The sequence below is a fragment of the Acinetobacter sp. FDAARGOS_724 genome (assembly GCF_013364475.1).
Taxonomy (GTDB): domain Bacteria; phylum Pseudomonadota; class Gammaproteobacteria; order Pseudomonadales; family Moraxellaceae; genus Acinetobacter; species Acinetobacter variabilis.
This window is the reverse complement of the sequence record NZ_CP054908.1, coordinates 340,663-366,677: the sequence shown is the minus strand read 5'-3', so window position 1 is coordinate 366,677 and position 26,015 is coordinate 340,663. Positions and strand designations below refer to the sequence as shown.

Annotated in this window: 23 protein-coding genes and 1 riboswitch; of the genes, 9 read left to right on the top strand and 14 right to left on the bottom strand. The window is 44.1% G+C overall.

What is annotated here, in order from left to right:
• Positions 1 to 9 precede the first annotated feature (9 nt).
• Both FOC32_RS03100 and FOC32_RS03095 read right to left on the bottom strand, forming a co-directional pair.
• The gene (locus FOC32_RS03100) at positions 10 to 1,575 is read right to left on the bottom strand and encodes a sensor histidine kinase (protein WP_175966316.1); all 1,566 of its coding nucleotides are present in this window, start codon (positions 1,573 to 1,575) and stop codon (positions 10 to 12) included.
• 27 nt (positions 1,576 to 1,602) lie between these two features.
• Entirely contained in the window at positions 1,603 to 2,238 is a 636-nt protein-coding gene (locus FOC32_RS03095; RefSeq protein WP_175966314.1) for a response regulator, read from the bottom strand.
• Between the two features lie 217 nt (positions 2,239 to 2,455).
• Here FOC32_RS03095 and FOC32_RS03090 point away from each other — a divergent pair, with 217 nt between their 5' ends.
• On the top strand, positions 2,456 to 3,502 hold the full coding sequence (locus FOC32_RS03090) for a serine hydrolase (RefSeq protein WP_175966312.1): 1,047 nt from the start codon (positions 2,456 to 2,458) through the stop codon (positions 3,500 to 3,502).
• A 58-nt stretch (positions 3,503 to 3,560) separates the two neighbouring features.
• On the opposite strand, the gene thrC is transcribed toward FOC32_RS03090, so the two are convergent.
• The 4 genes from thrC to xerD form a co-directional block, all read right to left on the bottom strand.
• Positions 3,561 to 4,700, bottom strand: coding sequence for a threonine synthase (gene thrC / locus FOC32_RS03085; RefSeq protein WP_034703411.1), 1,140 nt, complete (start codon positions 4,698 to 4,700; stop codon positions 3,561 to 3,563).
• Positions 4,701 to 4,757: 57 nt separating this feature from the next.
• A complete protein-coding gene (locus tag FOC32_RS03080) occupies positions 4,758 to 6,062 on the bottom strand; it encodes a homoserine dehydrogenase (protein WP_005233480.1) in 1,305 nt (434 codons plus the stop codon).
• 127 nt (positions 6,063 to 6,189) lie between these two features.
• Positions 6,190 to 7,002, bottom strand: coding sequence for a DsbC family protein (locus FOC32_RS03075; RefSeq protein WP_175966310.1), 813 nt, complete (start codon positions 7,000 to 7,002; stop codon positions 6,190 to 6,192).
• Positions 7,003 to 7,101: 99 nt separating this feature from the next.
• Positions 7,102 to 8,019 carry a site-specific tyrosine recombinase XerD gene (gene xerD, locus FOC32_RS03070; protein WP_175966308.1) on the bottom strand — a complete coding sequence of 306 codons (918 nt, stop codon included), beginning with the start codon at positions 8,017 to 8,019 and terminating at the stop codon, positions 7,102 to 7,104.
• A 176-nt stretch (positions 8,020 to 8,195) separates the two neighbouring features.
• Here xerD and FOC32_RS03065 point away from each other — a divergent pair, with 176 nt between their 5' ends.
• The 5 genes from FOC32_RS03065 to ftsW all read left to right on the top strand — a co-directional run bounded on the left by FOC32_RS03065 (position 8,196) and on the right by ftsW (position 13,562).
• Positions 8,196 to 8,456, top strand: a complete 261-nt coding sequence (locus FOC32_RS03065; protein WP_034169774.1) for a FeoA family protein — start codon at positions 8,196 to 8,198, stop codon at positions 8,454 to 8,456.
• Positions 8,453 to 10,309: a ferrous iron transporter B gene (feoB, locus tag FOC32_RS03060; protein WP_175966306.1), complete on the top strand. Its 1,857-nt coding sequence runs from the start codon at positions 8,453 to 8,455 to the stop codon at positions 10,307 to 10,309. The genes FOC32_RS03065 and feoB overlap by 4 nt, the downstream gene beginning before the upstream one ends.
• A 57-nt stretch (positions 10,310 to 10,366) precedes the next feature.
• Complete coding sequence (locus FOC32_RS03055) at positions 10,367 to 10,618, top strand: DUF6587 family protein (protein WP_175966305.1); 252 nt, start codon at positions 10,367 to 10,369, stop codon at positions 10,616 to 10,618.
• A 380-nt stretch (positions 10,619 to 10,998) separates the two neighbouring features.
• Positions 10,999 to 12,345 carry a UDP-N-acetylmuramoyl-L-alanine--D-glutamate ligase gene (murD, locus tag FOC32_RS03050; protein ID WP_175966304.1) on the top strand — a complete coding sequence of 449 codons (1,347 nt, stop codon included), beginning with the start codon at positions 10,999 to 11,001 and terminating at the stop codon, positions 12,343 to 12,345.
• 20 nt (positions 12,346 to 12,365) lie between these two features.
• Complete coding sequence (gene ftsW, locus FOC32_RS03045; RefSeq protein ID WP_175966303.1) at positions 12,366 to 13,562, top strand: putative lipid II flippase FtsW; 1,197 nt, start codon at positions 12,366 to 12,368, stop codon at positions 13,560 to 13,562.
• On the opposite strand, the gene FOC32_RS03040 is transcribed toward ftsW, so the two are convergent.
• The 7 genes from FOC32_RS03040 to FOC32_RS03010 form a co-directional block, all read right to left on the bottom strand.
• Positions 13,551 to 13,811 carry a zinc ribbon domain-containing protein gene (locus FOC32_RS03040; RefSeq protein ID WP_175966302.1) on the bottom strand — a complete coding sequence of 87 codons (261 nt, stop codon included), beginning with the start codon at positions 13,809 to 13,811 and terminating at the stop codon, positions 13,551 to 13,553. The two genes, ftsW and FOC32_RS03040, sit on opposite strands and share 12 nt — an antisense overlap.
• A 56-nt stretch (positions 13,812 to 13,867) precedes the next feature.
• On the bottom strand, positions 13,868 to 14,788 hold the full coding sequence (gene gluQRS, locus FOC32_RS03035; RefSeq protein WP_228301740.1) for a tRNA glutamyl-Q(34) synthetase GluQRS: 921 nt from the start codon (positions 14,786 to 14,788) through the stop codon (positions 13,868 to 13,870).
• A 2-nt stretch (positions 14,789 to 14,790) separates the two neighbouring features.
• The gene (gene dksA / locus FOC32_RS03030) at positions 14,791 to 15,318 is read right to left on the bottom strand and encodes an RNA polymerase-binding protein DksA (RefSeq protein ID WP_004787252.1); all 528 of its coding nucleotides are present in this window, start codon (positions 15,316 to 15,318) and stop codon (positions 14,791 to 14,793) included.
• 208 nt (positions 15,319 to 15,526) lie between these two features.
• Positions 15,527 to 16,339 (bottom strand): metallophosphoesterase, encoded by an 813-nt coding sequence (locus tag FOC32_RS03025; protein ID WP_175966301.1) that lies wholly within the window; start codon positions 16,337 to 16,339, stop codon positions 15,527 to 15,529.
• Entirely contained in the window at positions 16,336 to 16,971 is a 636-nt protein-coding gene (locus FOC32_RS03020) for an NUDIX domain-containing protein (RefSeq protein WP_005233495.1), read from the bottom strand. Before FOC32_RS03020 ends, FOC32_RS03025 begins: the two co-directional genes overlap by 4 nt.
• A 79-nt stretch (positions 16,972 to 17,050) precedes the next feature.
• A complete protein-coding gene (gene thiC, locus FOC32_RS03015) occupies positions 17,051 to 18,946 on the bottom strand; it encodes a phosphomethylpyrimidine synthase ThiC (protein WP_005233496.1) in 1,896 nt (631 codons plus the stop codon).
• 90 nt (positions 18,947 to 19,036) lie between these two features.
• Positions 19,037 to 19,165: riboswitch (TPP riboswitch) on the bottom strand.
• Between the two features lie 96 nt (positions 19,166 to 19,261).
• Positions 19,262 to 20,299: a hypothetical protein gene (locus FOC32_RS03010; RefSeq protein ID WP_051069696.1), complete on the bottom strand. Its 1,038-nt coding sequence runs from the start codon at positions 20,297 to 20,299 to the stop codon at positions 19,262 to 19,264.
• 281 nt (positions 20,300 to 20,580) lie between these two features.
• On the opposite strand from FOC32_RS03010, the gene FOC32_RS03005 reads away from it, so the two are divergent.
• Together FOC32_RS03005 and phoU are read left to right on the top strand one after the other, a co-directional pair.
• Positions 20,581 to 21,930 carry a TolC family outer membrane protein gene (locus FOC32_RS03005; protein ID WP_175966300.1) on the top strand — a complete coding sequence of 450 codons (1,350 nt, stop codon included), beginning with the start codon at positions 20,581 to 20,583 and terminating at the stop codon, positions 21,928 to 21,930.
• Positions 21,931 to 22,028: 98 nt separating this feature from the next.
• Entirely contained in the window at positions 22,029 to 22,748 is a 720-nt protein-coding gene (phoU, locus tag FOC32_RS03000; protein WP_004787240.1) for a phosphate signaling complex protein PhoU, read from the top strand.
• A 555-nt stretch (positions 22,749 to 23,303) separates the two neighbouring features.
• Here the strand turns inward: phoU and FOC32_RS02995 are convergent.
• Positions 23,304 to 25,106: an ABC transporter ATP-binding protein gene (locus FOC32_RS02995; RefSeq protein ID WP_175966299.1), complete on the bottom strand. Its 1,803-nt coding sequence runs from the start codon at positions 25,104 to 25,106 to the stop codon at positions 23,304 to 23,306.
• Between the two features lie 159 nt (positions 25,107 to 25,265).
• Here FOC32_RS02995 and FOC32_RS02990 point away from each other — a divergent pair, with 159 nt between their 5' ends.
• Entirely contained in the window at positions 25,266 to 25,886 is a 621-nt protein-coding gene (locus tag FOC32_RS02990; RefSeq protein WP_175966298.1) for an alpha-ketoglutarate-dependent dioxygenase AlkB family protein, read from the top strand.
• Positions 25,887 to 26,015: the final 129 nt, after the last annotated feature.

Below are 26,015 nucleotides of genomic sequence, written 5' to 3'. Positions count from 1 at the left end.
TTATTCCTTTTATGCTGTCACACGTTGACAACTAATCCGAAAGCATGCGCCCTGTTCTTGTGAAATGTAGTTGAGTTGTGCCTGATTGGCTTCACAAAAACTGTGTGATAAATATAGTCCGAGTCCCGTTCCATGGATAGACGTGCTGAAAAAAGGTTTAAATAATAATTCCTGATCATGGGTGGCAACACCAGAGCCAAAATCCCGAACATCTATCCATACCTTATGTTCATATGGGTGAATATTCAATTGAATATGAGATGAATCTGGAGAATTGTGACGGATAGCATTACGAATCAGGTTAATTAGAATCTGACGTAACTGGGCTTCATCGAACTGAATAGCCAGTGGTACATCAATATTAAATTGAATCTGGTCGGCCACATCTGCTAAATCTTCCTGAATAAATAGTGGTATAAATTCATTCAGCTGAATTACGACCGGATGGGTTTCTTTATTCTTCACCATATTCAGGGTGTCCTGAATAATCCGGTCAATACGGGTAGCCTGTCGGCTGATCATCTGATGCAGGACCTGTTGCTGTTCAGGTTCAGAATCGAGATAAAGATCATTGGCCTGTACAATGGCAGCCAGAGGATTGCGAATTTCATGGGCAATACTGGCGGAAAGCTGGCCTAAAGCAGCAAGCTTTAACTGTTGCACCTGCTGATTAAGTTTGCGGGCATCTTGCAGCACGAGCAGAGTCAGAGTCTGGTGCGGCACAATCAGCTTTTGTACCTGCACGTGAATATTATAACGACTCTGTTGGGATTCAAATTGAAACCGCTCGCCATTTTCCAGATTTTCAAAACGGATCAGTTCAAATAAGTCATTTTGAGATTGGTATAACGAAAACCTTTCATGGGCATACATTGGCTCAATGCCGAGCAGATGACAGGCAGCCGGATTACTGAGCACCACATGGTAATTCTCATCTAAGACCAGATAACCAGTTTCAATCTGTTCTAGAATATAGCGGTTAATATTCTGTAAGCGATATAGTTCTAGCGATTGAGAAAAATTCAGGTTTTCCAGAATTTGAAAGCGCCGTACCGCAATTTGTCCCGAGCCATAGACGACAAAAAACAGAAAGGCCAGCAGGGCACTGTTTCCGATATTGGTAAGGGAAGAAAAAGCAAAAATACTGCCGATAAAATGCTGGTAGATAATACTAATCACCGCAATCAGAGTAATGATCAGGGCTTTCTTGGCATCCAGTAATAATGAAGCTGAAAAAATGGTAATAACAAAAATCAGTCCGAGATGGACATTTGGGCCCTGACTGGCCAAGGTCAATAAACTGAGAAAAAAGACATCGCTGGCAAAAATCAGAATGAACTGTGGCTGAATCAGGCGCTTTACCCATCTTAGTGTAAACAGCTGCACAGTATTGACGGCGACGCCAATCATTAAGGCATAGTGATAGAGTTTAGGATACTGATAATCCGCAGTCATATCGGGATAAGTCAGCAGGAAAATCAGCAACAGACCCGTGCTGATAATCAGGCGGTAGGCGCTATACCATAGGCCCAGATGATATTGATTCAGTTCAGAATAACTGGATGTTTGCGCCATAGAAACCGCATTAAGCAGAGGGTTAAATTAAGGTTTAATCAGGCCATAGCGCATTGCAAGATGGGTCAGTTTAACATCACTATCAATATTCAGTTTTTCGAAGATCCGGTAACGGTAAGTATTGACTGTTTTAACACTTACAAACAGCTTGTCGGCAATTTCCTGCGCGCTGATACAGTTCACTACCATCATGGCTACCTGCATTTCACGTTCAGACAGTGCGTCGAAAGGAGACTGCTGGGTATCAGACAGGTAGGAGCTGGCCAGCTGTTCTGCGATATCAGCACTGAAATATTTACCGCCCTGCATGACTTTATTGATGGCACGGACCATCTCTGATACAGGTGCACCCTTGGTGATATAGCCTTTGGCTCCTGCCTTAAGTAAAAGAGAAGGATAAGGCTCTTCAGCCAGGCCACTCACCGCAAGAACTTTGGTTTCAGGAGCAGTCTGTAGTAAACGGCGTGTGGTTTCTACACCACCGATACCTGGCATGTTGACATCTAATAGAACCACATTGGGATGATGCTGACGGACGAGGGTAATTGCTTCTTCACCAGATTCAGCCTGTCCAATCACCTGAACATCCGCATGGTCTTTCAGCATTCTGCAAATTCCAGTACGAACTAATTCATGGTCGTCGACAACTAAAACTGTGATCACCTAGACTCTCCCTCTATTAAAAAATCATTTTTTTGTTACATAAAGCAAAATAAGCTTGCAATGAAACTACAAAATTAGCAATCCTATTCGCAGATTAAATCTGAAACTTATCACATAGTGTCAAGAACAAAAAATGTTCGGCATTGTGTTTAAATGTAAGGCATATTAGAGGTAATACGCAAATCAATCTTACCTCTGTTAGTTGAGTGAAGGAATAGTGAAGAAAATAAACAAGTCTTTAAGGCATCTACTCGGCCTGTCCGTGTTAATCAGCATGAGCACGACAAGTTTTGCTGAAATCATTATGAATTCTGGCACAACAGAGGGCGGATCCAGCATCAGCTGGTCTTCTGATGAAGTCAATCAGCTCATGAATGATAATTTGAGCGTATCTGCTACAGAACCTTCACCACCAGGTTCTGCAACTGTTACGACGACGATTCGTCAGGGCGGTGTACCAGCACCAGCAAAACCTGTGCAGATTATTGATAATAGTCATTTTAGTAATCAACCTCCTGTAAGTGCGCGTGCAGCTTTGGTGATGGATTCACAGACGGGTGAAGTGTTATTCAGTAAAAATACCAATAATGCTTATCCGATTGCGTCGATTACCAAGTTGATGACTGCAGTAGTGATTTCAGATGCGCGTTTGAATATGTCTGAAAAAATTACTTTGCAACAGGCTGATTTTTCCTGTGCAGGCTGTAAGAGCTCAAGTTCTACCTTAAGAGCCGGGGACAGCATGAATCGTGCTGAAGCTTTATTATTTGCTTTGATGAAATCTGAGAACCCAGCTGCAGCTGCATTGGCGCGTACCTATCCAGGCGGTCGTGCAGCCTTCATTGCGAAGATGAATGCCAAAGCTAAAGAGCTGGGCATGAATTCAACCCATTATATGGAATCTACCGGCCTGCATCCTGGCAATGTGTCTTCTGCACGTGATTTGGGGATTCTGGTGAATACTGCTTCACAGTATGGTCTGATCCGTCAATTCTCTACCACTGCCAGCTATGATTTTAACCTTGGCTATCGTGTATTGAAATCGAACAACACCAATTCACTGGTGCGTAATGGTGGCTGGAATATCAACCTGTCTAAAACCGGTTATATCAATGAAGCAGGACGTTGTGTCGTCATGCACACGACCTTGAATAACCGTCCTGTGGTGGTCGTGGTATTAGGTGCGGATTCAACTGCTGCACGTACCAATGATGCGACTCGTCTCATGACCTGGGTGTCTAGCTTGCCTAAACAACGTGTTTAATCTTTTTTAAGCGCATATAAAAAGCCCTGCAATTGCAGGGCTTTTTTGATTCTGTATCTTACATATTTGAAAGAATTGATTCACGAACCTGTTCTAAAGTTGCGTCGATAGACAGCATTACAGCATCAGAACATTGTTTGATCGCAGTATCCGGATCTTTCAGACCGTTACCAGTTACAGTACACACGATCACAGAACCTTCAGCAATTTTACCTGCTTTAATGTCACGGATTGCGCCACCGATTGAAGCTGCAGATGCAGGTTCTACGAATACGCCTTCATACATAGAAAGAAGACGTTGCGCTTCCAGAATCTCGGCATCAGTCAGTTCATCGAACCAACCTTTAGAATCACGAACAACCGCTTTCGCATGGTTCCAGCTTTGTGGATTACCAATACGGATTGCAGTTGCAACAGTCTCAGGATTTTCAACAGGTGCACCACGAAGGAAAGGTGCAGCACCAGAAGCCTGGTAACCTACCATTGTTGGCAGACCTTCAGGTTTAGGACCAGTGAAGGCATCAGTGGCAGCGTCGTAAACCACTTGCTCGAATTGATCAGCAGGTTGATTCGCAACTGCTTCGGTATAACCCATCCAGTGCGCAGTAATGTTACCTGCATTACCTACTGGCAGGCAGTGGTAGTCTGGTGCACGGCCCAATTCATCCACGATCTCGTAAGCAATGGTTTTTTGACCTTGCAGACGGTATGGGTTAATTGAGTTAACAATCGTCACAGGTGCTTTGTCAGCGATTTCTTTTACCAGACGCATACCGTCATCGAAGTTACCGCGGATTTGCATGGTGATTGCACCGTACATCATCGCTTGCGCCATTTTACCCATGGCAATTTTGCCTTCTGGAATTAAAACGAACGCTTTGATACCTGCACGCGCTGCATAAGCTGCTGCAGCTGCTGAAGTATTACCTGTAGATGCACAGATAATGGCTTTAGAGCCTTCTTCAACCGCTTTTGTTACCGCCATGGTCATACCACGGTCTTTAAATGAACCAGTCGGGTTTAAGCCCTCGTACTTCACATAAATTTCAACATTTTTGCCAATAATGCGCGGAATATTCGCAAGCTTAATCAGTGGCGTGTTACCTTCACCCAGAGAAACAGCTTTAGTAGTTGCAGACACTGGTAAACGGTCGCGATAGCGGTCAACTAAACCAGTATAACGATTGGCATTCGACATGATGATGTTCCAATTGTGTGTAGAGCTTGGCAAGGGGAGAGTGTCCCCTCGACCCGATTAATTATCAAGCGATTCTAAACGAATTCGTACAATTTCGCCATGAATGACAGGAAGAGCTTGAATTTGTTTTAACGCTTCATCCATTTTTGCTTCCTTGACAGGATCAGTCAGGATCACGATAGGAATAAGATCTTTCAGACGTGACTGCTGCAGAATTGCATCAATACTGATGCCTTCGCGGCTTAGAATAGAGGTTACTTCAGCCAGTACTCCGGTTTGATCTTCAGCATTGATCCGGATGTAGTATCCAGTCGTCATTTCTTCACGTGGCAGGATTGGCAGGTCACTTAAGCTTTCAAAAGCCAGTTGTGGAATTGTACCAGCACCGTCTTCAGTATAAGAAATATCACGTACGATATCCACGACATCTGCAACTACTGCAGAAGCTGTAGGGCCCGCGCCAGCACCCGCACCGTAATACAGTGTAGGACCAACCGCATTGGCTTGAACTAGAACTGCATTTTTCACACCATTGACATTAGCGATCAATTGCTCTTCAGGAATCAGGGTAGGATGCACGCGGAGTTCGATACCGGTTTCAGCACGACGCGCAATACCGAGGTGTTTGATACGGAAGCCCAAGTCTTCAGCATATTTCACGTCTTGTGCAGTAATTTTGCTGATGCCTTCAGTAAAGACTTTATCAAACTGCAATGGAATACCAAAAGCAATAGAGGCCAGTAATGTCAGTTTATGTGCTGCATCGATTCCTTCTACATCGAAGGTTGGATCGGCTTCTGCATAACCCAGTTCCTGCGCTTCTTTCAGTACATCAGCAAAGGCACGGCCTTTATCTCGCATTTCAGTCAGAATGAAGTTGCCTGTACCGTTGATGATGCCAGCCAGCCAGTCAATCTTGTTGGCTGCCAGACCTTCACGCATCACTTTAATAATTGGAATGCCACCAGCCACCGCTGCCTCGTAAGCAATTTGCACAGCGTTGTCATCGGCAAGTTTGAACAGTTCATTCCCATGTTCAGCCAATAAGGCCTTGTTGGCAGTCACGACCTGTTTGCCATGCAGAATGGCTTCTTTAATCACTTCATAAGCAGGGTGAATACCGCCCATCACTTCAACCACCACATCTACATCAGGTTGACGTACGATGTCGAGCAGATCTGCACTTTGTTTAACTGATTCAGGTAGATCCAGATCAGGACGCGGACGACGCGTACCAACATGGGTAATTTGAATCTCACGACCGGTGCGACGTTTAATCTCAGCAGCATTTTCTTTTAATAGTTTAAGGGCACCACCACCCACAGTACCAAGACCGAGGATTGCCAGACGAACTGGTTTCACGTCACACTCCAAATATAAACAGTTTTTTACGAGAGCCTAGATCATAGCTAAAAAAGCGGCCTGACTCTAGGGTCATTTCAGAATATCTTTATCTATAAAATAAAGTTAAATAACTAATTAAAATGAGTTATTTAAGGCGATCCAATAATTCTGATGTGCTCATATAGCCACCGAGATAAAGTCCTTCAGAACTGTATACACCCGGGGTGCCATTCACACCAATATTAAGACCCATTTGATATTGATCTTTCACAGGATTTTTACAAGTAGTCGGCGTGATAGATCCACCGGCAATGGCTTGGTCGAAGGCTGCACGACGGTCGGAATTACACCAGATGGCTTCCATGGCAGGCATATGCTGCTCGCCACGTGGCCAGGCAATATAACGTACTTCGATACCTTTGCTGTTCATCTCATCCATCTGCTCATGGAATTTGTGACAATACGGACAGCTGACATCGGTAAAGACATAGATTACATGTTTGGTTTTACCTTTGGCTGGATAAATCAACAGGTCTTCAGCTTTAAGGTTTGCAAAGATTTTCTTGTTCGCGTCAGATTGCAGGGTTTCGCTGACATTATGCAGCTCTTTGTCTCCAAGACGAATGACATCGCCCTGAATCAGATATTTGCCATCATTTGTCACATAGACGGGTGCCATACCTTCCAGGCTGACCCAAGACATGTTTGGTACTTCAGTGGATTTAATACCCGTGATTTTTGCGTTAATCCCCGCTTTTTTGAAATGACCTTCGAGCGTTGAAATCAGACGTTGCTGTGCATTACGTTCGCTAAGGTTAGAGGCTTCACCCGTCGCCGGCGCACTTGCTGTAAGCGTATCTTGCTTTTTATCTGAATTATTGGAATTGGAACATGCGCTCAGTCCCAGACCGGTAGCAAGCAGACAAGCGATAAAAATTTTGGTGCGGGCAAATGTCATAATAACCCTTTTTTTCTTGGACTAAAAACAGAGCATTAGCATAGCAAAAAAAGATAGAGCTACGTCAAACTTCTCAGTTTATTCTATTCAAATCAGCTCCTAAGCCCGTGGATGATGGGTTGCATGCAGTTGCTGCATTCTGACTTGTGCCACATGGGTATAGATCTGTGTGGTGGATAAATCACTATGACCTAGCAACATTTGTACTACCCGTAAGTCGGCGCCATGATTGAGTAAATGCGTGGCAAAGGCATGACGCAAAGTATGCGGAGACAGTTCAGCCTGAATTCCGGCCTGGAGTGCATAGCGTTTAATGGCATACCAGAAATTCTGCCGGCTCATGATGCCGCCATACTGGGTGAGGAACAGATAATCACTCGCTGTTTTATACAGTTGCGGACGTGCCTCTTGCAGGTATTTTTCTACCCATTCACAAGCCATCTGTCCCATTGGCACCAGACGTTCTTTATTGCCTTTACCGACAATACGCAAATAGCCTTGTTTTAAATTAATCAGATCGAGACGTAGATTAATCAGTTCTGTCACCCGTAAACCACAGGCATAAAGTACTTCAAACATGGCACGATCACGTAAACCGAGGGCAGTATTAATATCGGGTGCATGAATCAACGCTTCGACATCAGACTCAGACAGGTCTTTTGGCAGGGCACGGCCCAGTTTTGGTGTTTTATGAGCAGCGACCGGATTGTCACTACGTAGTTTTTGTTCCCGCAGGAATTTATAAAAAGAACGTAAGGCGGACAAACATCGTGCAATTGAACGTGGACTTTTTTGCTGTTTGGTCAATTCAATCAGCACATCGGAAATATCATCATGGTCCCATTCCGGTAAAGGTTTGACCAGACATTCAGCACACTGAATCAGATCAGACAAATAGGCATTCCGGGTATGGGGACTCACTGTCTGGGCAATCAGATAATCACGAAAACCCTGTAAGTAACTGAAAGCTTCAGGAATCTGAACTGGACTAGGAATGCGAGGTTTTTTATTCAGCATGATGTTTAATGAAGATAATTTTTAAAAGCGAGAAGCCTGATTGCTATTCTCCACTCTAGTTTAATTTTACGAACATGTCGATGTGCTATACAGCCAAGAAGAAATGTAATTAATACTTATTTGTTAATTATTCTCATTTGTTTGTATACTGTACAAAAGTCTTAGGAATTTTCACGGTGCGTTTGTCTGATTTGAAAGTAAAACAAACTGCCATCATTCGAAAAGTTAATCGAACTACTGATGGTAAAGGCGCTTCCCACGATGTTGTGGCCAGTCGCTTGGAAACTTTAGGTTTTGTACCAGGAACTCAGGTACAAGTCATTACCAAAGGTATTTTTGGTGGGGATCCGATTCTTATTCAGGTGGGGTTTACGCGTTTTGCTTTACGAAAATCGGAAGCGGCCAAGATTGAAATTGAACAGGGAGCGGCGGCATGAGTGATACCTTACGTATTGCCCTTGTCGGTAACCCAAACTGCGGTAAAACCTCTTTATTCAACCATTTAACCGGATCCCGTCAAAAAGTCGGCAACTATGCCGGGGTTACGGTTGAGCGTAAAGTCGGGAATTTTACACTTCCTTCAGGCAAACCGGTACGTGTACTGGATCTGCCAGGAACTTATAGTCTGGATGCGACCAGCCCGGACGAAGAAATTACCCGTAATGTGGTTCAGGGTAAAATTGCAGAAGAAGGCCAGCAAGATACTTTCCTGTGCGTGGTAGATGCAACAAATCTAAAACTGCATCTGGGACTGGTACTGGAAATGATTCAGCTGGGTCGTCCAATGCTGGTGGTGCTGAACATGATGGATGAAGCACGCCGTCGCGGGATGCAGATCAATACCCAGAAACTGTCTGAACGTCTGGGTGTACCTGTGGTTGAAACTGTTGCCGTGCGTACTTCAGGCGTTGAAAACCTGAAAAATGCACTGGATAAAAACAAGTTTTCTGCTCCGCAAACTGAACTCAGCGGTTTGAATGGCGATCACCATCATCAGATTGCCAGTATTCTGAAAGATGTGGTGAATTATGCCGATCAGGAAGATAAACGTACTGATTTCCTGGACAAGATATTCCTGCATCCGGTATTGGGCCTACTTAGCCTAGCCATCATGATGTTTGTGGTGTTTCAGGCGGTCTTTGCCTGGGCTGCACCATTTATGGACGGAATTGAAACTTTCTTCGGCTGGCTGGGCGAGTACATGGGTGGACTGATCGCTCATCCTTTATTAAACAGCTTAGTGGTTGACGGGATTATTGCCGGTGCGGGTGGGGTCGTGGTCTTCCTGCCGCAGATTCTGATTCTGTTCTTCTTTATTCTGGTTTTGGAAGAGTCCGGGTATTTACCACGTGCCGCCTTCCTGCTGGATAAATTGATGTTTAAGGCAGGTCTTTCGGGTCGTGCTTTCATCCCTCTATTGTCCAGCTTTGCCTGTGCCGTGCCGGGGATTATGGCTTCAAGAACGATTAGTGATCCACGTGACCGTCTGACCACAATTTTTGTAGCACCACTGATGACCTGTTCTGCACGTCTGCCAGTATATGCGTTGCTGATTGCAGCCTTCATTCCTAAGCAAACTGTGTGGGGCTTCATGAACCTGCAAGGTCTAGTGTTATTTGGTCTGTATATGGCCGGTATTCTAAGTGCACTGATTGTTTCCTTTATCTTGAAATTTTTCCATAAAGACAAGTCTCAGCACATGCTGTTGATGGAGCTGCCAAGTTACCGTTTCCCGGATGTTAAAAACGTCTGGATTGGTTTGCTTGATCGCGGCAGAATCTTCTTGAAGCGTGTCGGTGGCATCATCTTTGCGTTATCTATCCTGCTTTGGTTCCTGTGTACGTTCCCGCAGCCGCCAGAAGGTGCAACTTTACCGGATATCGATTATTCCTTTGCCGGGATGCTCGGTCATGTGATGCAACCTATTTTTGCACCATTGGGCTTTAACTGGCAGATCTGTATTGCACTGATTCCGGCGATGGCAGCGCGTGAAGTTGTCGTGGCAGCATTGGGTACGGTTTATGCCTTGTCTGCAGTTGATGAAGATGCCATGTCTGAGGGTCTGGCGGCACTGATTAGTGGCGGCGGTGATTTAGGCTGGTCGATCGCGACCGGCTTGTCTCTACTGGTCTGGTTTATTTATGCACCACATTGTCTGGCGACCTTAGCCACTGTGAAGCGTGAAACCGGTTCATGGAAAACGGTCAGCTTTATGACCTTCTACCTGTTTGGTTTGGCATATTTCATGTCATTCCTGACTTATCAAATTGCATCACATTATTTGGGTTAAACTGGCTGAAGGGAAACCTTGGCTAGATCTGAATGATCATGTGAATGGGAGATTGAGATGATTGAAATTCTGATTGTAGCGGTACTGGTTGTCTGGAGTGCGCTAGTGGTATTTAAAAAGGTATTTCCGAATACTTCACGCTCAGTCTTCCAGAAGTTGTCTGATGCCTGTGCAGCCAAGGACTGGCATACGCTGGCGAAATGGTTAAAACCGGCTATGGCCAGTGGCTGTGGTGGTAACTGTGCCTGCCCGGCATCGGAACAAAGTTCGGATGCTAAGCCTAAAGCTCAGGCAGTGAAATGGAAGTAAATTTTCATTCTGTTTGAGAATAAAAACTGAGCATGCAAATGAGTAGGGGGAGTTTAGAAATAAGCTCCCTCATTTTTTTATTTTTTAGAAACTTATTGATTTATCTGGGTGAGAAGAATCCACTATTTTTCTATATATGAATGGAAACGTTATCTGATTTTCCTTTCAAGTTATGGATAGCATGGTCTTAACTTTTATTCCCATAATGACGCCAATAAAAATTTATTAATTATTAAACCGATTAAAGATGAAGATTGAACGATATTTTTTTACGCCCTGACACAAAAAATGCCAGAGAAAGTCAAAACAGAAAAAGCATTCAAAACAGCAAAGTGCTACCATTTCGTCAGTTTTAAAATAGACCAGAAAATGGGGCGAAAATGTTAATACAACGTGGTGGATTAAAAGTCGTTGCAGGACTCGGAATTTCAGGTGTTGCAGCGGTCAACTTCTTACATGACCAGGGCTACCGCGTTGCAGTAACGGACTCAAGAGCTACCCCACCGGGACATGACCAGATTCCTGCGGAAGTACAGACCAGTTTTGGCAAGTTTGACCAGAATCTGTTGCTCTCTGCCGAAGAAATTATCATCAGTCCGGGACTCGATCCAAAACTGCCTGAGATTCAAGCAGCACTGGCACAAGGTATTCCTGTGGTAAGTGAAATCCAGATTTTACGTCGTGCGACGGATAAGCCGATTGTGGCCATTACCGGTTCAAATGCCAAAAGTACCGTAACGACTTTAATCGGTCTTATGGCAGCGAATGCGGGTAAAAAAGTGGCAGTTGGGGGGAATCTTGGTCGTCCAGCACTGGATCTGACCAAAGATGATCCTGAACTGTATATTTTGGAATTGTCGAGCTTCCAGTTAGAAACCACATCAAACTTGCAGGCTGAAGTGGCTGTTGTTCTAAATATGAGTGAAGACCATCTGGATCGTCATGGCGACATGATGGGTTATCACACCGCCAAACACCGTATTTTCCAAGGTGTAAAAAAAGTGGTGTTTAACCGTGATGATTCACTGACCCGTCCACTGGTTCCAGATGCAATACCGATGCAGAGCTTTGGTTTGAATGCACCGGACATCAACCAGTACGGTATTCTCAAAGATACAGACGGCACAATCTGGCTGGCACGTGGTCGTGAACGTCTGCTCAAAAGTTCTGACATGTATATTCAAGGTACCCATAATGTGGCAAATGCCTTGGCTTGCTTAGCTTTAGGTGAAGCGATTGGCCTACCAATGGACATTATGCTGGACACTTTAAAAACCTTTAAAGGTCTGGAACACCGCTGTGAATTCGTTAAAGAAGTCAATGGGGTACGTTATTATAATGACTCCAAAGGAACCAACATTGGTGCAACACTGGCAGCACTTGATGGTCTAGGCATGGCGATCGAAGCTCAAGGTGGCAAGGTTGCTATTATTCTTGGCGGTCAAGGTAAAGGCCAGGACTTTACTGCTTTACGTGACTCATTATCTAAGTATGCGAAAGTAGCCGTATTGATTGGTGTGGACCGCCCAATTATTGAAGAAGCGATTGCGGGTACGACTGAATTGATTCATGCGGAAAGCCTGCAGGAAGCAGTAGAAATTTGCCAGAAGCGCACTCAGGCACATGATGTCGTGTTATTGTCTCCTGCATGTGCAAGTTTTGACATGTTCTCCGGTTATCCGGAACGTGGTCGCAAGTTTGTGGCCTATGTGAATGAACTCAATTAAGAATAACAAGGATTCGTGATATGGCTGAGTTTGCTCAGACTGCGATCAATAAAATTAATCAATTTTATCAGCAGTGGGTACCTAAGCTGCCCGCTGAAGTTAATCCGCGTAATGTGCTGATTTTTTGTGTACTGGCTTTGCTGTGCATCGGTTCGATCATGGTGGCATCGGCTTCGATGCCTTATGCGGAACGGATGCATGAAAATGCTTTCCACTATGTAACCCGACATGCAATCTCGATTCTGGTTGCGGCGGGTGCAGCCTTTCTAGCTTATAAAGTTCCATTAAAAGTCTGGTTCAATAACACCTTCTTTTTATGGATTATTACTATTGTTTTGCTGGTCGCCGTACTCTTTGTCGGGACTGAGGTAAACGGCTCCAAGCGCTGGATTCGGGTAGCCGGTTTTACCTTGCAGGCTTCGGAAGTCGCCAAGGTCATGATGGCGATTTTTACCGCTGACTACGTCGTGCGCCGTGCTGAAGAGGTTCGTAATAATATCAAGGGCTTGGTACGTTTAAGCGCCATCATGGGTGCAACCGTTGGTCTGATTATTCTTGAGCCTGACTTGGGTGCAACGGTGGTAATTACCCTGACCATGCTCGGTGTATTCTTTCTGGCAGGTGCTCCCTGGATTCAGTTCGGTGTCGCTTTTATTACTTTATTGGGTGCATTTGCTGCTGCGATTGCTCTGGAACCTTATCGTTTACAACGTTTAATGTCTTTCTCGAATCCTTGGGAAGATCCGCTTGGTACAGGTTATCAGCTTTCCAATGCCTTGATGGCGTTTGGTCGTGGTGAATGGACGGGAGTAGGGCTAGGCCACAGTATCCAGAAAATGTCATATCTTCCTGAAGCTCATACTGACTTTATGTTGGCGATCTTAGGGGAAGAATTTGGTTTCTTGGGTATTTCTATCATTCTGATTCTGTCCTTTACCGTGATGGTCTGCTGTATCCGGATTGGACATCGTGCCTTGCAGCATCAATACTTGCGCGCAGGTTATCTGGCTTATGGGATCAGTATCATTTTCCTGTTACAGATTCTGGTAAACGCTGGTATGAATATGGGCCTATTGCCAACCAAAGGTTTGACCCTGCCATTTATTAGTTATGGCGGTTCATCACTAATTGTCTGTGCGGTGATGATCAGTTTGATTCTGAAAATTGACTCAACCACTCAACAGGTCAATCCAAGCCGGGAAGAATCAAGCTTCTAGATTAGACGAGCGCTGTGGATCAGGCTGAGCATGGTCAAGTACTGTGCTCGGCATGACAGTTCCACAATTCAGGCAACGCACAAAAGTACTTTTTGCCTTGGAAAGTGGAACTAGCGGAATAAAAAATAAAGAAAAATAATTACGCTGCTGTTTTAGTTCATACCCAGAACGAGTTCTGCAAACTGGACAAAGAAACTGGCTTTTTTCAATGACCTTGGTTTTCGGTCCTATACCAAAAATAAAAAACATTGTTATGGTTCTCACTCGCCTTTGTTATTGCTTTTAGCTTAAGTGAAAACTCTCTTTTATAAATAGTGACCTTGTAGCTCAGTTGTATGCGGGATTCGGGAGATGTCCCATTGTGCGACGGCTTGTTTGAGCATACGAGCAGGGCGATCCAGTTCTACGGGCACCTGACATAGGGCTTGAAGTGCTTGTTGCAAGAGCAGGGGAGCCTGATCAAGATCCAGTGCTTGCGCCAAGTTTTGTTTGGACAGTTTCTGGCCCTGATCATTCATTGCCAGTGGTAAATGCATATAGCTTAAACGCGGATAATCTAACAATTGACCCAGATAAATCTGACGTTCGGTATTATCTAAAAGATCTGCACCGCGAACTACATGGGTCATGCCTTGCAGATAGTCATCGACTACGACTGCCAACTGATAATTGATGATGCCATCACGACGTTTCAGTACAAAGTCACCCAAGTCTTTTTTCAGCTTTGAACAGTGTTGACCTTGCAGGCGATCTTCAAAACAGATTTCAACATCTTCAACCTTGACCCGAATTGCTTGATGTTCAAAAGGCAAACCTAAGTCACGACAGGTGTCTTGGTAAATATGATTGGAGCCCAGCATTTTGCGGGTACATTGACAGGCATAAACCAGACCCTGCTGGCGCAGTTGCTGAATGACATTTTCGTAAATATCCAGACGCTCTTTCTGGTAGATGATTTCGCCATATGGCTCGAATTCAAAAGCATCCATTGCATGTAGAATATGTTCTTCGCTGCCGGGATAAATTCGCGGGATGTCTGTATCTTCAATACGGACTAGCCAGCGCCCCTGATGGGCTTTGGCATCGCAGTAACTAGCGACTGCGGTAATGAGGGAACCAAAATGCAAAGGGCCGGTTGGCGATGGCGCGAACCGGCCCACGTAATTCTCTTCAGCTTTCCCTCCCTTTGATAAAGGGAGGGTCAGGGAGGGATTACTTAAAGACATGCTTAACCGTTATTTTGCTTCTCTTTGATCTCTGCCAAAGTCTTGCAGTCGATACATAAAGTTGCAGTTGGACGTGCTTCCAGACGGCGCAGACCAATCTCGATACCACAAGTTTCACAGAAACCGTAGTCATCATTTTTAATTGCTTCGATAGATTGCTCGATTTTGCGGATCAGTTTACGTTCACGGTCACGAGTACGAAGTTCGATGGCAAATTCTTCTTCCTGAGTCGCACGGTCGTTTACATCAGGGAGCGCAGTGTTTTCGTCTTGCATCGTATTTAAAGTACGATCAACTTCTGACATCAGTTCAGCTTTCCATGCCATCAAAATTTGGCGGAAGTGTTCAAGCTGCCCTTCAGACATGTATTCTTCATTTTTTTTAGGTTGATAAGGTTCAATACCAAATAAGCTAGCAGTAGAACCACCCTCAGTCGTTTTCGGCTTAGATTTGCGCACACGTTTTGTAGGTTTTTCCTCTACAACATCAGTTTGTTCGTCTAAGACTTGATTTTGGTTGTCATTCGCCATTTAGGGCATTCCTCATCATATGCGTATGTAATACGCAAAAAATATGGTGATATGCAATTTTTATCCACCCTGTAGAAAGATTATCCTCCTACGGGGGTCGTCATCATATAGACTTTTTATGCTTTTTGATAGTCTTTGATGTCTGGATTATAGATATCACATTTCCTTTGGTTGCAATAAAGTAATTCAAAAAAAATAAAATGCAAAGTTAATAACCTGAAATTTCGGTATTAATATTTTGCTGGCTTAAGGCCACACGTTCGATATGTGTATCGAACTCCCCATTTTGTTTCAAATGTAATACACGATAGCCAGGTGTCGCCTGGTCTAGCGCGAATTCATCACTCTTGGGTTTGAACTGTACACTGGTCGATGGCGTTGATAAAAACTGGATACCGTGCCATTTATTGCAGGAATCCTGATGTACATGACCAAATAGAACCAACTTCACATTCTGGTGCCGGGCCAGTACATCTTTTAGATCTTCAGCATTCTTTAGCCGGTGCTGATCAATCCAGTGCGACTTCATCGCAAAAGGATGATGATGGCAAGCCACAACCACATACTGATTTCGGTATTCAAGCAATAATTGATCCAGCTGTTCCAGTTGAGCCTGTTCTACCCAACCATCTATCCGATCCTGGACTGCACTATTCAGTAAAATCAGGGTCCAGTTGCCAAAATGAATCGCATGAGCCTGATCTCGATCCTGATAAAAAGGAAAGACCTTGATGTCATCATGATTGCCCGGAATCTGGTAATAGGGCACCTGGCAAGACTGGATATATTCTAAATAACGCGTATAGGTTTGTGCGAACGGCACCTGTGCCAGATCACCAGTATGTACGAGTGCATCCATTTCTGGAAAATTGTGTTGAATATGCTGCATGACTTCATGGAAGCTCTGCTCGGGATTCATATTCGCGAATTCCAGATTGGGCTGATCCATCAAGTGGGTGTCAGAAATCTGGATAATGGTCCATTCTTGTGGTGATGCAGGATTGAATTGTTCCGATGTCATGTCTGCTCCCTTAAACCTGACGGGACAGCCTGCTGATGCTGCTGTAGCCATTGCAGTGCCATAATCACAGGTGCATTTCTAAGGCGACCATTACTCAGCAGGGTCGGAATATCGGCATAATCCAGAATGTGCAGCTGGATATTTTCCCCTTCATCCGGCATGCCAAAAACACCGCCTTCTTCAGGCAGTTCAGTCTGGGCGACATAAAGATGAAACAGTTCCGAGCAGGCACCGGCAGAAGGATAGAAACTGAAAAGATGCTGCAAGGAATCAATGGTACAACCTGACTCTTCGAAAACTTCGCGGCGAATACAGGTCTCAGGCGTTTCATTGCCATCCAGTACACCGGCAATGACTTCTAGTTGCCATGGCGTATCCTGATCATCCAGTCCCCCAATACGGAACTGTTCAATCAAGCCGAATTTTTGCTGCTGATCGTTATACAGCAGTACCCCAGCGGCTTCAGGACGATGGATGAGCTCACGCTGCAATGCAGGTGTATAAGATTCCTGATGGAAGACACGGTGACGTAACGTGACTTTTTCCACCTGAATAAATCCCCGATATAAAAACTCACGGGCCTCTATCCTAAAATCTTTTTTATTATAAGAGGCTTGTTTAATAATATTCATAACTCAGAAAAGGATGAAATAACTTATTTTTTTCATCCTATCTGAGATTTTTATGAAAACAACTGTTTTTTTTACAGTTTTACACCTTGTGGTACAATTTTTGACCAGAGCTATGGAAATCGTTTTTCATCTGGTTAAGTCCGGCTTCAATCTCTGCCTGCGTTACAGCCGGGGTCTCATCAGCAGATAACTGGCTGGCATAATCCCGCACATTCTGGGTGATTTTCATTGAACAGAACTTCGGTCCGCACATCGAGCAGAAGTGAGCTGATTTATGCGCCGCTTTTGGCATGGTTTCATCATGCATGCTGCGTGCTGTGTCCGGATCCAGGCTCAGGTTAAACTGGTCTTCCCAGCGGAACTCAAAACGGGCTTTAGACAGGGCATTGTCACGGGCTTGAGCACCTGGATGACCTTTGGCCAAGTCGGCAGCATGTGCAGCAATCTTGTAGGTAATGATGCCGTCTTTCACATCTTTCTTGTTCGGCAAGCCTAAATGTTCTTTCGGTGTCACGTAGCAAAGCATTGCCGTACCGTACCAGCCAATCATCGCGGCACCAATCGCCGAAGTAATGTGGTCATAACCCGGTGCGATATCTGTGGTTAATGGCCCAAGTGTATAGAAAGGTGCTTCCTTACAGACTTCCAGCTGCAGATCCATATTTTCCTTGATCATATGCATCGGTACATGCCCCGGACCTTCGATCATCACCTGAACATCATGTTCCCAGGCACGATGCGTTAGTTCACCCAAAGTGCGCAGTTCAGCAAATTGTGCTTCGTCATTGGCATCCTGAATACAGCCCGGACGTAAGCCATCCCCGAGGCTGAAAGACACATCATAGGCTTTCATGATTTCGCAGATTTCATCGAAATGGGTATAAAGGAAGTTTTCCTGATGATGTGCCAGACACCACTGTGCCATGATCGAACCACCACGTGACACAATACCAGTCAGACGATTTGCGGTCAGCGGTACATAACGCAATAACACACCGGCATGAATCGTGAAGTAATCCACGCCCTGTTCAGCCTGTTCAATCAAGGTATCTTTAAATATTTCCCAAGTCAGGTCTTCAGCTACACCGTTGACTTTTTCTAGAGCCTGATAAATTGGGACTGTACCAATTGGCACTGGTGAGTTACGGATAATCCATTCACGGGTTTCATGGATGTTTTGACCAGTCGACAGATCCATAATGGTGTCGGCACCCCAGCGGGTGGCCCAGGTCATTTTTGACACTTCTTCTTCAATACTTGAACCCAGCGCAGAGTTTCCGATATTGGCATTAATTTTTACCAGGAAATTGCGACCAATAATCATTGGTTCCAGTTCAGGGTGATTGATATTGGCAGGAATAATGGCACGGCCTGCAGCTACTTCCTGACGGACAAATTCAGGCGTGATTTCCTGTAAATTTTTGGCACCAAAATTCTGTCCCGGATGCTGGCGCATATCGGTACCTTCCAGCTGACGCAGGTTTTCCCGGATCGCGATATATTCCATTTCCGGCGTAATAATGCCCTGTTTGGCATAATGCATCTGGGTCACATTCTGGCCATGTTTAGCCCGGCGTGGTTTCTGAATATGGGCAAAGCGGATGTTGGCAGTACGGATATCACGTAAGCGTTGGCGACCGAACTCAGAGCTTAAATCGTCCAGCATTTCTGTGTCATTACGCTGTTCAATCCAGCCTTCACGTAGATTTGGCAGGCCTTTATTCAGATCAATTTCAACGTTTGGATCGGTATAAACCCCTGAAGTGTCATAGACCATCAGCGGTGCATTATATTCACCACCTAGGCCAGTCGGGGTTTCGCTAAGAGAAATTTCCCGCATGGGTACCTGAATATCAGGACGTGAACCTTGCAGATAGACTTTACGGGAAGCCGGCAGAATGCGGGTCAGATCACGCGCTTCCTGTTCGTGTGGAGTAAGGGGAGTTTCAGAAGAAAGATTCGTTAACTGGCTCATTGCAATGATCCTTATGAATGACATCAACGAATCAAGCACGACCAAAAACGTGGACAGAATTATCAGGGAGTAGATAAAACAAGGGTAGTCGTTTTTAGATGGCTTGATTCCTACGCAGGTATTAACCTGATCAGGTTCAACGGTACTCACTATCAAATGGCCGAAAAGGCTGATTTAAGTGATCTCAGCGAGTTATTACTCGCGCTCCGTCAAGCGAGGCTAAATCTTAGCTTAGTTGGTATTTAAAAAGTAGCTTTAAATTGGAAGGGGATGCTGATTTTTGGCTATCTCATCGATTTTTAAGAAAAGATTGTTTTAAAGACAGATGGCATCCTTAAAACAGTCTTTACCGTAGTTCTGTGAGGGTGGGGTGACTTGGGCATAATATAAAATCTGTTCAGTGCTGGAACGGTTACGATAATCCGCAGCTAAGGCACGCTGACGCTGTTCAGGATTCATGTCCAGAAACTCTAAAAATAATTGTGCCTGTGTCGATAACTTGGATTTCTGACCACGCGCCAGACCGATAATAGTTTCCAGATGGCTGGTTTCTACCGAATAACGATCACGATAATCTTCAGAGATTGGTGATTGCTCGCTGCCTCTAAACAGGAAATAAGTATATTGTTTCAGCAGATATTCGGCATCACGCTGATAGCTGCTTTTCGGATAGGTTTGCAGATAATCTTCCCAGAACAGAGCGCGAGCGGCAATATTGGCGGCTTCAAGCTGCAAACGTTTTTCGACCAAGACCGGTTCCATATTCTGCTCAGCCAGATTTTCAATAAATACCTTTTCGGCAGCCGGTAAATACGGTGCAAAGATACGCGCCAAGTATTCCGGGCTACGACGATATTGCAGCGTGCCATTGCCCTGATCCAGCAGTTCTACATAGGCCTGACCTTTATGCTTCAATAAATACTGGTCACGCGTAGTTAACTGTTCAAAGTGGCTTTGCTGAATGGTGGGATGTTGAGCCATTTCCAAGGCATATTGCTCGAAAGCACGTTGCTGGAATTCGGTACGTTCCACATGCAGGAAGCGTTGATACATTTCAGTAGAACGCTGCATCAGGTGTTTCTGCTCGGCCAGTTCCATCAGCGGCAGACACACTTTAAGATCCTGATTAATCTGTTCCAGTGCAAAAGTGGTGCGCTGTTCATTAATCTGGGACATGTTTTTTTCAATATTTTCACACATGAGGGTGAAATCGTTCGCGGGAGATTGAACGGTTTTAACCTCGGCCTGTTCCATTTCAACCTGCGGTTCTGAGGATTGCTGGCATCCGCCTACGAACAGCAAACTGCTGAAAACAAAACAAACTTTGAATATCGAATGAATTCGCGTTAACACTATGCTTCAGGACTCTATATAGATGAAATCAGAAATAACTGCCTTACTGGGAGCTATATTGTATAGATCTAATTCAAGTTCTATGTGTAGTATTGTGAATGGCTTTGTTAAGCTAGGATGCAGGATGGGGAAAGTAGGAGGAATATTGAATAAAATCGTGGATCTATAAGAGAAAAGTAATAAAAGTCATACGTAAAAAATCAAAAGAAATCTTTAGTATTGCTGGGTTTAAAGCGCCTTAATCTGATGATTTAAATGGCTGTAGGGGTGAAAACTATAAAATGAAATTAAAACTCATCGTCAGTGCCTGTTTATTGGGGGCCAGTCCCACACTGTTTGCGCTGGATCTGCTCGAAGCTTATCAGCGTGCCCAGCAGAATGATCCGAACTGGCAGGCGAATCTGTTGCAATACCAGTCGGATCAGCTCAATCTGGGCATTGCCAGCGGAAATTTATTGCCGACTGTGACTTTATCTGGAAATGTGACCCGTAAAAACCAGTCTGCTGATAATTCATCGATAGAAGGCTTGCCTGTTGAATTTGGGGAATTACAAGGTTCGAGTACGACCACACGTCAGATTGCAGTCACTGCACGTCAGCCACTATTTCGTTGGGATGCCTGGCAAGGTTATAAGCAGGTCAAAACCTCAGTAGAACTCAGCGAAGTTAATTTGCGTCTGCAAAAGCAGCAGCATATTTTGCAGGTGGCAGAAGCCTATTTTAATGTTTTACGTCAGCAGTCTTTAACTACGGCTTATCTGCAAGAAGAGCAGGCTTTATCAGAACAGTTAAGGATGATGAATGCCAAACTTCGAGAAGGGCTCGTGGCGAGAAGTGATGTCAGTGAAGCCAATGCCCAATATCAGAGTGCGCAAGCTAACCGGATTTCTACACAGGTGCAGTTGGTTCTAGCTCAGGAACAGTTGGCTAAGTTGATTGGAGCTTATCAGGAAAATCTGGCGGTTCTGCGTGAGGATTTCCAGTTCCAGAAACCTGTTCCGAGTAATATCGGTTCCTGGACCGAACTGGCACAAAACCAGAATCTGGAAATTTTGCAGGCACGTTTGCAGAAACGCTATTCTGAAGATGCCAAACGGGTGGAGCAGGCGGCTCTCTATCCTCAGGTTGAAGCCGTTGGAACCTATGGCTATTTAAAGCAGACCCCTGAAACAGTGTTATCAACCAATGGGGATTTTGACCAGATTGGTGTCGAGATTAACTGGAATCTGTTTACCGGTGGCCGAACCCAAAAAAGTATTCGTCAGGCGGGCGTGAATGTACAGAGAAGTGAGGCCCAACTGGATGCCGCCATTCGCAAAGCCAACACCGATGTCAAACAGTCTTATCTGCAGGTAGAAACGGATGAGGCTAAACTGAATGCACGTAAAGCAGCGATGCAGTCTTCAGATATCGTTTCTCAAGCTTCCAGAGCTCAATATCAGGAAGGTTTAAAAACCATGGTGGATGTATTACTGGCGCAGCGCAATGCCTTCTCTGCCAAGACCGATTATCTGAATGCCAAATATGATTATTTGCTGCATGTACTGCAATTACAGGCTTCAGTAGGACAATTGACAGAAAAGGAACTGGCAGAGATGAATGCCTGGCTCATTGAATATGACCGTTCTTAAAGAAGGCTAACAAGTTGTCATCAAACTTTCATGATAGTCATGCTTTAATCACAGTTCATGATGTATTTTTGCCTTTTCCTGTTCAGGAGTAGATTTCCTTGAGTCCCAATAATCCTGTGCTCAGTCATCACATTTCTTCGCAATTCAATGAAGAATTGCAGGATGTAAATACCAAGTTCATGACCATGGGTGGCATGGTAGAACAGCAGGTAGCCAATGCCATTCATGCGCTGCTGGATACAGATGCTGCAATGGCGGTCGATGTGCAGTTTCAGGACAATACTGTGAACCGCTTGGAAAGTGAAATTGATGAGGCGCTCACCCTGATTTTGGCTCGCCGTCATCCCGCTGCCATTGATCTGCGTATGGTGCTTGCCATGTCCAAGGCCAATACCGATCTGGAACGGATTGGAGATGAAGCATCGAAAATTGCCCGTATTGCCCAGACTTTGTGTGAAGAGGGTGGTTCACCACGCGGTTATATGGAAACCCGACATATTGGTAATCAGGTTCGGGTGATGATTCATGATGCATTGGATGCCTTTGCCCGTCTGGATGTAGACCAAGCGCTACGCGTGATGCAGGCAGATGCTGACATTGACCGGGAATATCAGTCCGCTACCCGTACCTTAATGACTTATATGATTGAAGATCCACGGCATATTAGTCGGGTGATCAATGTGCTTTGGGTGCTACGCTCACTGGAACGCATTGGAGATCATGCACGTAATATTTCGGAACAGGTTATTTATATGGTCAAGGGCCTGGATGTGCGTCATAGCAGTGTTGAAGAAATTGAACAAAAATTTCAGCGTTAAGCAAACCTAAATAATGATAAAAAGCTTGCATTGTGCAGGCTTTTTTTATTTCAAAAATATGCTCTTGATATTGGGAAAGCTAGACAGGATAGGCGTTCCCTAATATTACTATGAGAAAAATCACATAAATAACAATTACTAATAAGCGTTATAAATTTAATTAAAAGAAATGTGAACTATTTGTCAAAAAACATACAAAAGTTGTATGTAATTTAGCAAAATGCGGGTTGATTTATGAAAATGGAATTATTTTCAGAAAGTGAAAAGATTTTTTCATGTGCTCATCAAACCAATAGATAAGAAAGAAAAACGAAGCTCTTTTGCTATCAGTCACATACTTCTGGTCTAAACCTAACCCTGCATTCATTTACTCAGTGAAATTATATATTTAAGAGAAAATTCATGATCATTGATGAAAGTCAAAGAGAAGCTTCCCGAATTACGATTATCGCTATATCAGGGGTGAATGGATTGTGCAGTTTTAGCACTGAATGATGAATCTTGATTTTAAGCGGTCTTTAAAGACCGCTTTTCTTTTTTATGGAGAGGAAAGAGCTAACTATGCGTTTCTTCCTCTCCATCATCTTCAAAAGTCTTGGCAATTTTTTCAATATTCAGGCTCTTGGCCATCGCATCAAAAATTTCCTTATATACGCCGTCTTGATGATAAAGCGCGTCATGTTCACCGTGTTCGGCAATACAACCTTCTTTCATTACATAGGTATAGTCTGCATCAATAATTTGAGACAGGCTATGCGAAATAATAATCACGGTACGGCCTTGCTTGATCTGATCCAGACTTTGTTTGATCTGTTCTGTCGCAATGGCATCCAGACTCGCCGTCGGCTCGTCCAGAAAAATAATCGGCGGGTTTTTCAGGAACATCCGTGCGATGGCAATCCGCTGTTGCTGACCGCCAGACAGTTGCAAGGCATCGGAATCATAGCCATCCGGTAGCTGTAAGATCTGTTCATGAATTGAGGCTTTTTGAGCAGCAGCAATCACTTCATCCATACTGGCATTGGTTTTGCCATAACGGATATTGTCAAAAATCGTGCCCTGGAAAATATGGTTTTTCTGTAGTACCAATCCAATATGATCACGCAGATATTGAGTGTTATAATCTTTTAAATCAATCCCATCCAGCTTGATCTGGCCTTCCTGTGGTTCATAAAATTTATCTAGCAGACTGATCAAGGTTGATTTTCCGGCTCCCGATAATCCTACCAGTGCGGTAATGGTATTGGGGCGGATTTCCATATTGATATCTTTTAAAGCATGATGCCCATTCGGATAATAAAAATTCACACCACTTAGCTCAAATTGACCTTGGACAGGTGGTTTTTGCTGTCCGCTTTGCTCAATTTCAGCATCCGCTTCCAGAATATTGAAGAAGCTCTCTGAATAAATCATGGCATCATTCACTTCATCATAAATCCGGTGCAATGAGCGAATCGGGGCAGAAACATTATTAAAGAGCAGCACATGGTACATAATCATGCCAATACTCATCTGTCCATCCAGTACAAAATAGGAAGTCAGAATAATAATCAGGACTATACCGATCTGTTCAATAAAGGTTTTCAGACCATCAAACAGGAAGCTGGTCTGCCGGGTTTTCATCTGGTTATCGGTCAGCTCACGCTGCAAGTTCAGCTGCTTGTCTGATTCAATCGATTCCCGGTTAAAGGATTTGATGACTGTAATTGAATTAATGATGCTGAGAATACCTTGGCTCTTTTTTTCCCGACCATCTCTCAGACTACGACGCCATCCACCGAGTTTTTGTGCCTGTTTATAGGTGAGCCAGAAGTAGATCGGCACAATCGCTGTGGCGACCAGTCCGACATAAAAATTGGCATAGTACATCAGCCCTAGCGCGACAATTGCACTGGTAAACAGAGGAAAAATATCAATAAAAAAGATCTGAACCAGTCGGGTGAGGGAGCCAATTCCGCGGTCGATCCGGGTCTGTAATTTTCCAGCCTGATTATTGTCCTGATTAAAAAATGCCAGCCGGTATTTTAAAAACTTTTCAATAATGCCTTGAGCCAGATCTTGGGAAATAAAAATCCGCAGCTTTTCTCCATAAAACTTCTGCCCAAACTGGACCAGTGCATTTACCACCTCTTTACTGAGTAAAATGGCAGAGATAGTGATCAGGATATGCCAGCCTTCATCCAGCCCTTGCCCTTGTTCCAGCAGTGCATTGATGCTGTCAACTGCATATTGCAAGGTCAGTGCATTGACCTGAGCAGTAAAGGAACCAATCAGGGTCAGAATGAGGGTCGCAATTACCAAGAGCCGATAAGGGCTGACAAAGGGACGAAGTTTTAAAAACAGCTGCCATAAATTCATAAGCAATTATTTTTATTGTCAAAGTTGAATTTAGTCTAGGCAGGAATGGACGTGCTCTCAAGAGTAAATGTTGTATTTATTTGTGAAATAGGATTGTAATTTCTCTGGATAAGTCTCAATCTTTTCAACAAGATATCGTAAATTTTAGACTAATTTTAAATGACTTTGGACCTGTTTGCCCCAGAACCTCAAGCGAATTTATTACCTTTTGATGGGGTGGTAGAGGATTATGGGCAGATTTTAAATGAGCAGCAGAGCCAGCAATATTTACAGCATTTTCTAGCTCATCTGGCCTGGCAAGCGGATGAAGTCACTTTATTTGGCAAGCATTATATTACTGGGCGAAAAGTCGTCTGGTATGGTGATGAACACTATCAATATCATTATTCCAGAAGTTTCAAACAAGCTCATATCTGGACACCGGGGCTATTTAGGTTAAAGCAGCATATTGAAAAATTGGTGGGCCATTCCTTTAATTCCTGCCTGGCCAATTTATATGAAGATGGTTCGCAAGGTCTGGGCTGGCATAGTGATGATGAAGCTGCTCTATATCAAGGAGCATCTCAAGAAAATGTGATTGCATCCCTCAGTCTGGGTGCAACCCGCAAGATGAGTTTTAAACATAAAACGGAAAATAAAACAGTAGATCTGCTTTTACAAAGTGGACAGTTGATTGTGATGCGTGGACAGACTCAACACTACTGGAAACATTGTATCCGGAAAACGACTCGGGTTCTGGAGCCTAGAATTAACCTGACTTTTCGTTATTTTTTTCCTTAATTAAATTATCTTTGATAAAACAAAAAATACTAGTTCATTAGTATTTAAAATTTCTTCTCCCTCAGGGAGAAAGTGAGAATGAGGGAGTTTCTTTGCTCATTGTTGAATAATTAAAAAATGATTGATGAA

What these genes read in the sequence shown, in the direction of transcription:
- FOC32_RS03100 (WP_175966316.1), bottom strand. Translation starts at nt 1,575, where the DNA reads ATGGCGCAAACATCCAGTTATTCTGAACTGAATCAATATCATCTGGGC.
- thrC (WP_034703411.1), bottom strand. Translation starts at nt 4,700, where the DNA reads ATGTCGAATGCCAATCGTTATACTGGTTTAGTTGACCGCTATCGCGAC.
- FOC32_RS03075 (WP_175966310.1), bottom strand. Translation starts at nt 7,002, where the DNA reads ATGACATTTGCCCGCACCAAAATTTTTATCGCTTGTCTGCTTGCTACC.
- xerD (WP_175966308.1), bottom strand. Translation starts at nt 8,019, where the DNA reads ATGCTGAATAAAAAACCTCGCATTCCTAGTCCAGTTCAGATTCCTGAA.
- feoB (WP_175966306.1), top strand. Translation starts at nt 8,453, where the DNA reads ATGAGTGATACCTTACGTATTGCCCTTGTCGGTAACCCAAACTGCGGT.
- FOC32_RS03055 (WP_175966305.1), top strand. Translation starts at nt 10,367, where the DNA reads ATGATTGAAATTCTGATTGTAGCGGTACTGGTTGTCTGGAGTGCGCTA.
- murD (WP_175966304.1), top strand. Translation starts at nt 10,999, where the DNA reads ATGTTAATACAACGTGGTGGATTAAAAGTCGTTGCAGGACTCGGAATT.
- ftsW (WP_175966303.1), top strand. Translation starts at nt 12,366, where the DNA reads ATGGCTGAGTTTGCTCAGACTGCGATCAATAAAATTAATCAATTTTAT.
- FOC32_RS03040 (WP_175966302.1), bottom strand. Translation starts at nt 13,811, where the DNA reads ATGTTTTTTATTTTTGGTATAGGACCGAAAACCAAGGTCATTGAAAAA.
- gluQRS (WP_228301740.1), bottom strand. Translation starts at nt 14,788, where the DNA reads ATGTCTTTAAGTAATCCCTCCCTGACCCTCCCTTTATCAAAGGGAGGG.
- dksA (WP_004787252.1), bottom strand. Translation starts at nt 15,318, where the DNA reads ATGGCGAATGACAACCAAAATCAAGTCTTAGACGAACAAACTGATGTT.
- FOC32_RS03025 (WP_175966301.1), bottom strand. Translation starts at nt 16,339, where the DNA reads ATGACATCGGAACAATTCAATCCTGCATCACCACAAGAATGGACCATT.
- FOC32_RS03020 (WP_005233495.1), bottom strand. Translation starts at nt 16,971, where the DNA reads ATGAATATTATTAAACAAGCCTCTTATAATAAAAAAGATTTTAGGATA.
- thiC (WP_005233496.1), bottom strand. Translation starts at nt 18,946, where the DNA reads ATGAGCCAGTTAACGAATCTTTCTTCTGAAACTCCCCTTACTCCACAC.
- FOC32_RS03005 (WP_175966300.1), top strand. Translation starts at nt 20,581, where the DNA reads ATGAAATTAAAACTCATCGTCAGTGCCTGTTTATTGGGGGCCAGTCCC.
- FOC32_RS02995 (WP_175966299.1), bottom strand. Translation starts at nt 25,106, where the DNA reads ATGAATTTATGGCAGCTGTTTTTAAAACTTCGTCCCTTTGTCAGCCCT.
- FOC32_RS02990 (WP_175966298.1), top strand. Translation starts at nt 25,266, where the DNA reads ATGACTTTGGACCTGTTTGCCCCAGAACCTCAAGCGAATTTATTACCT.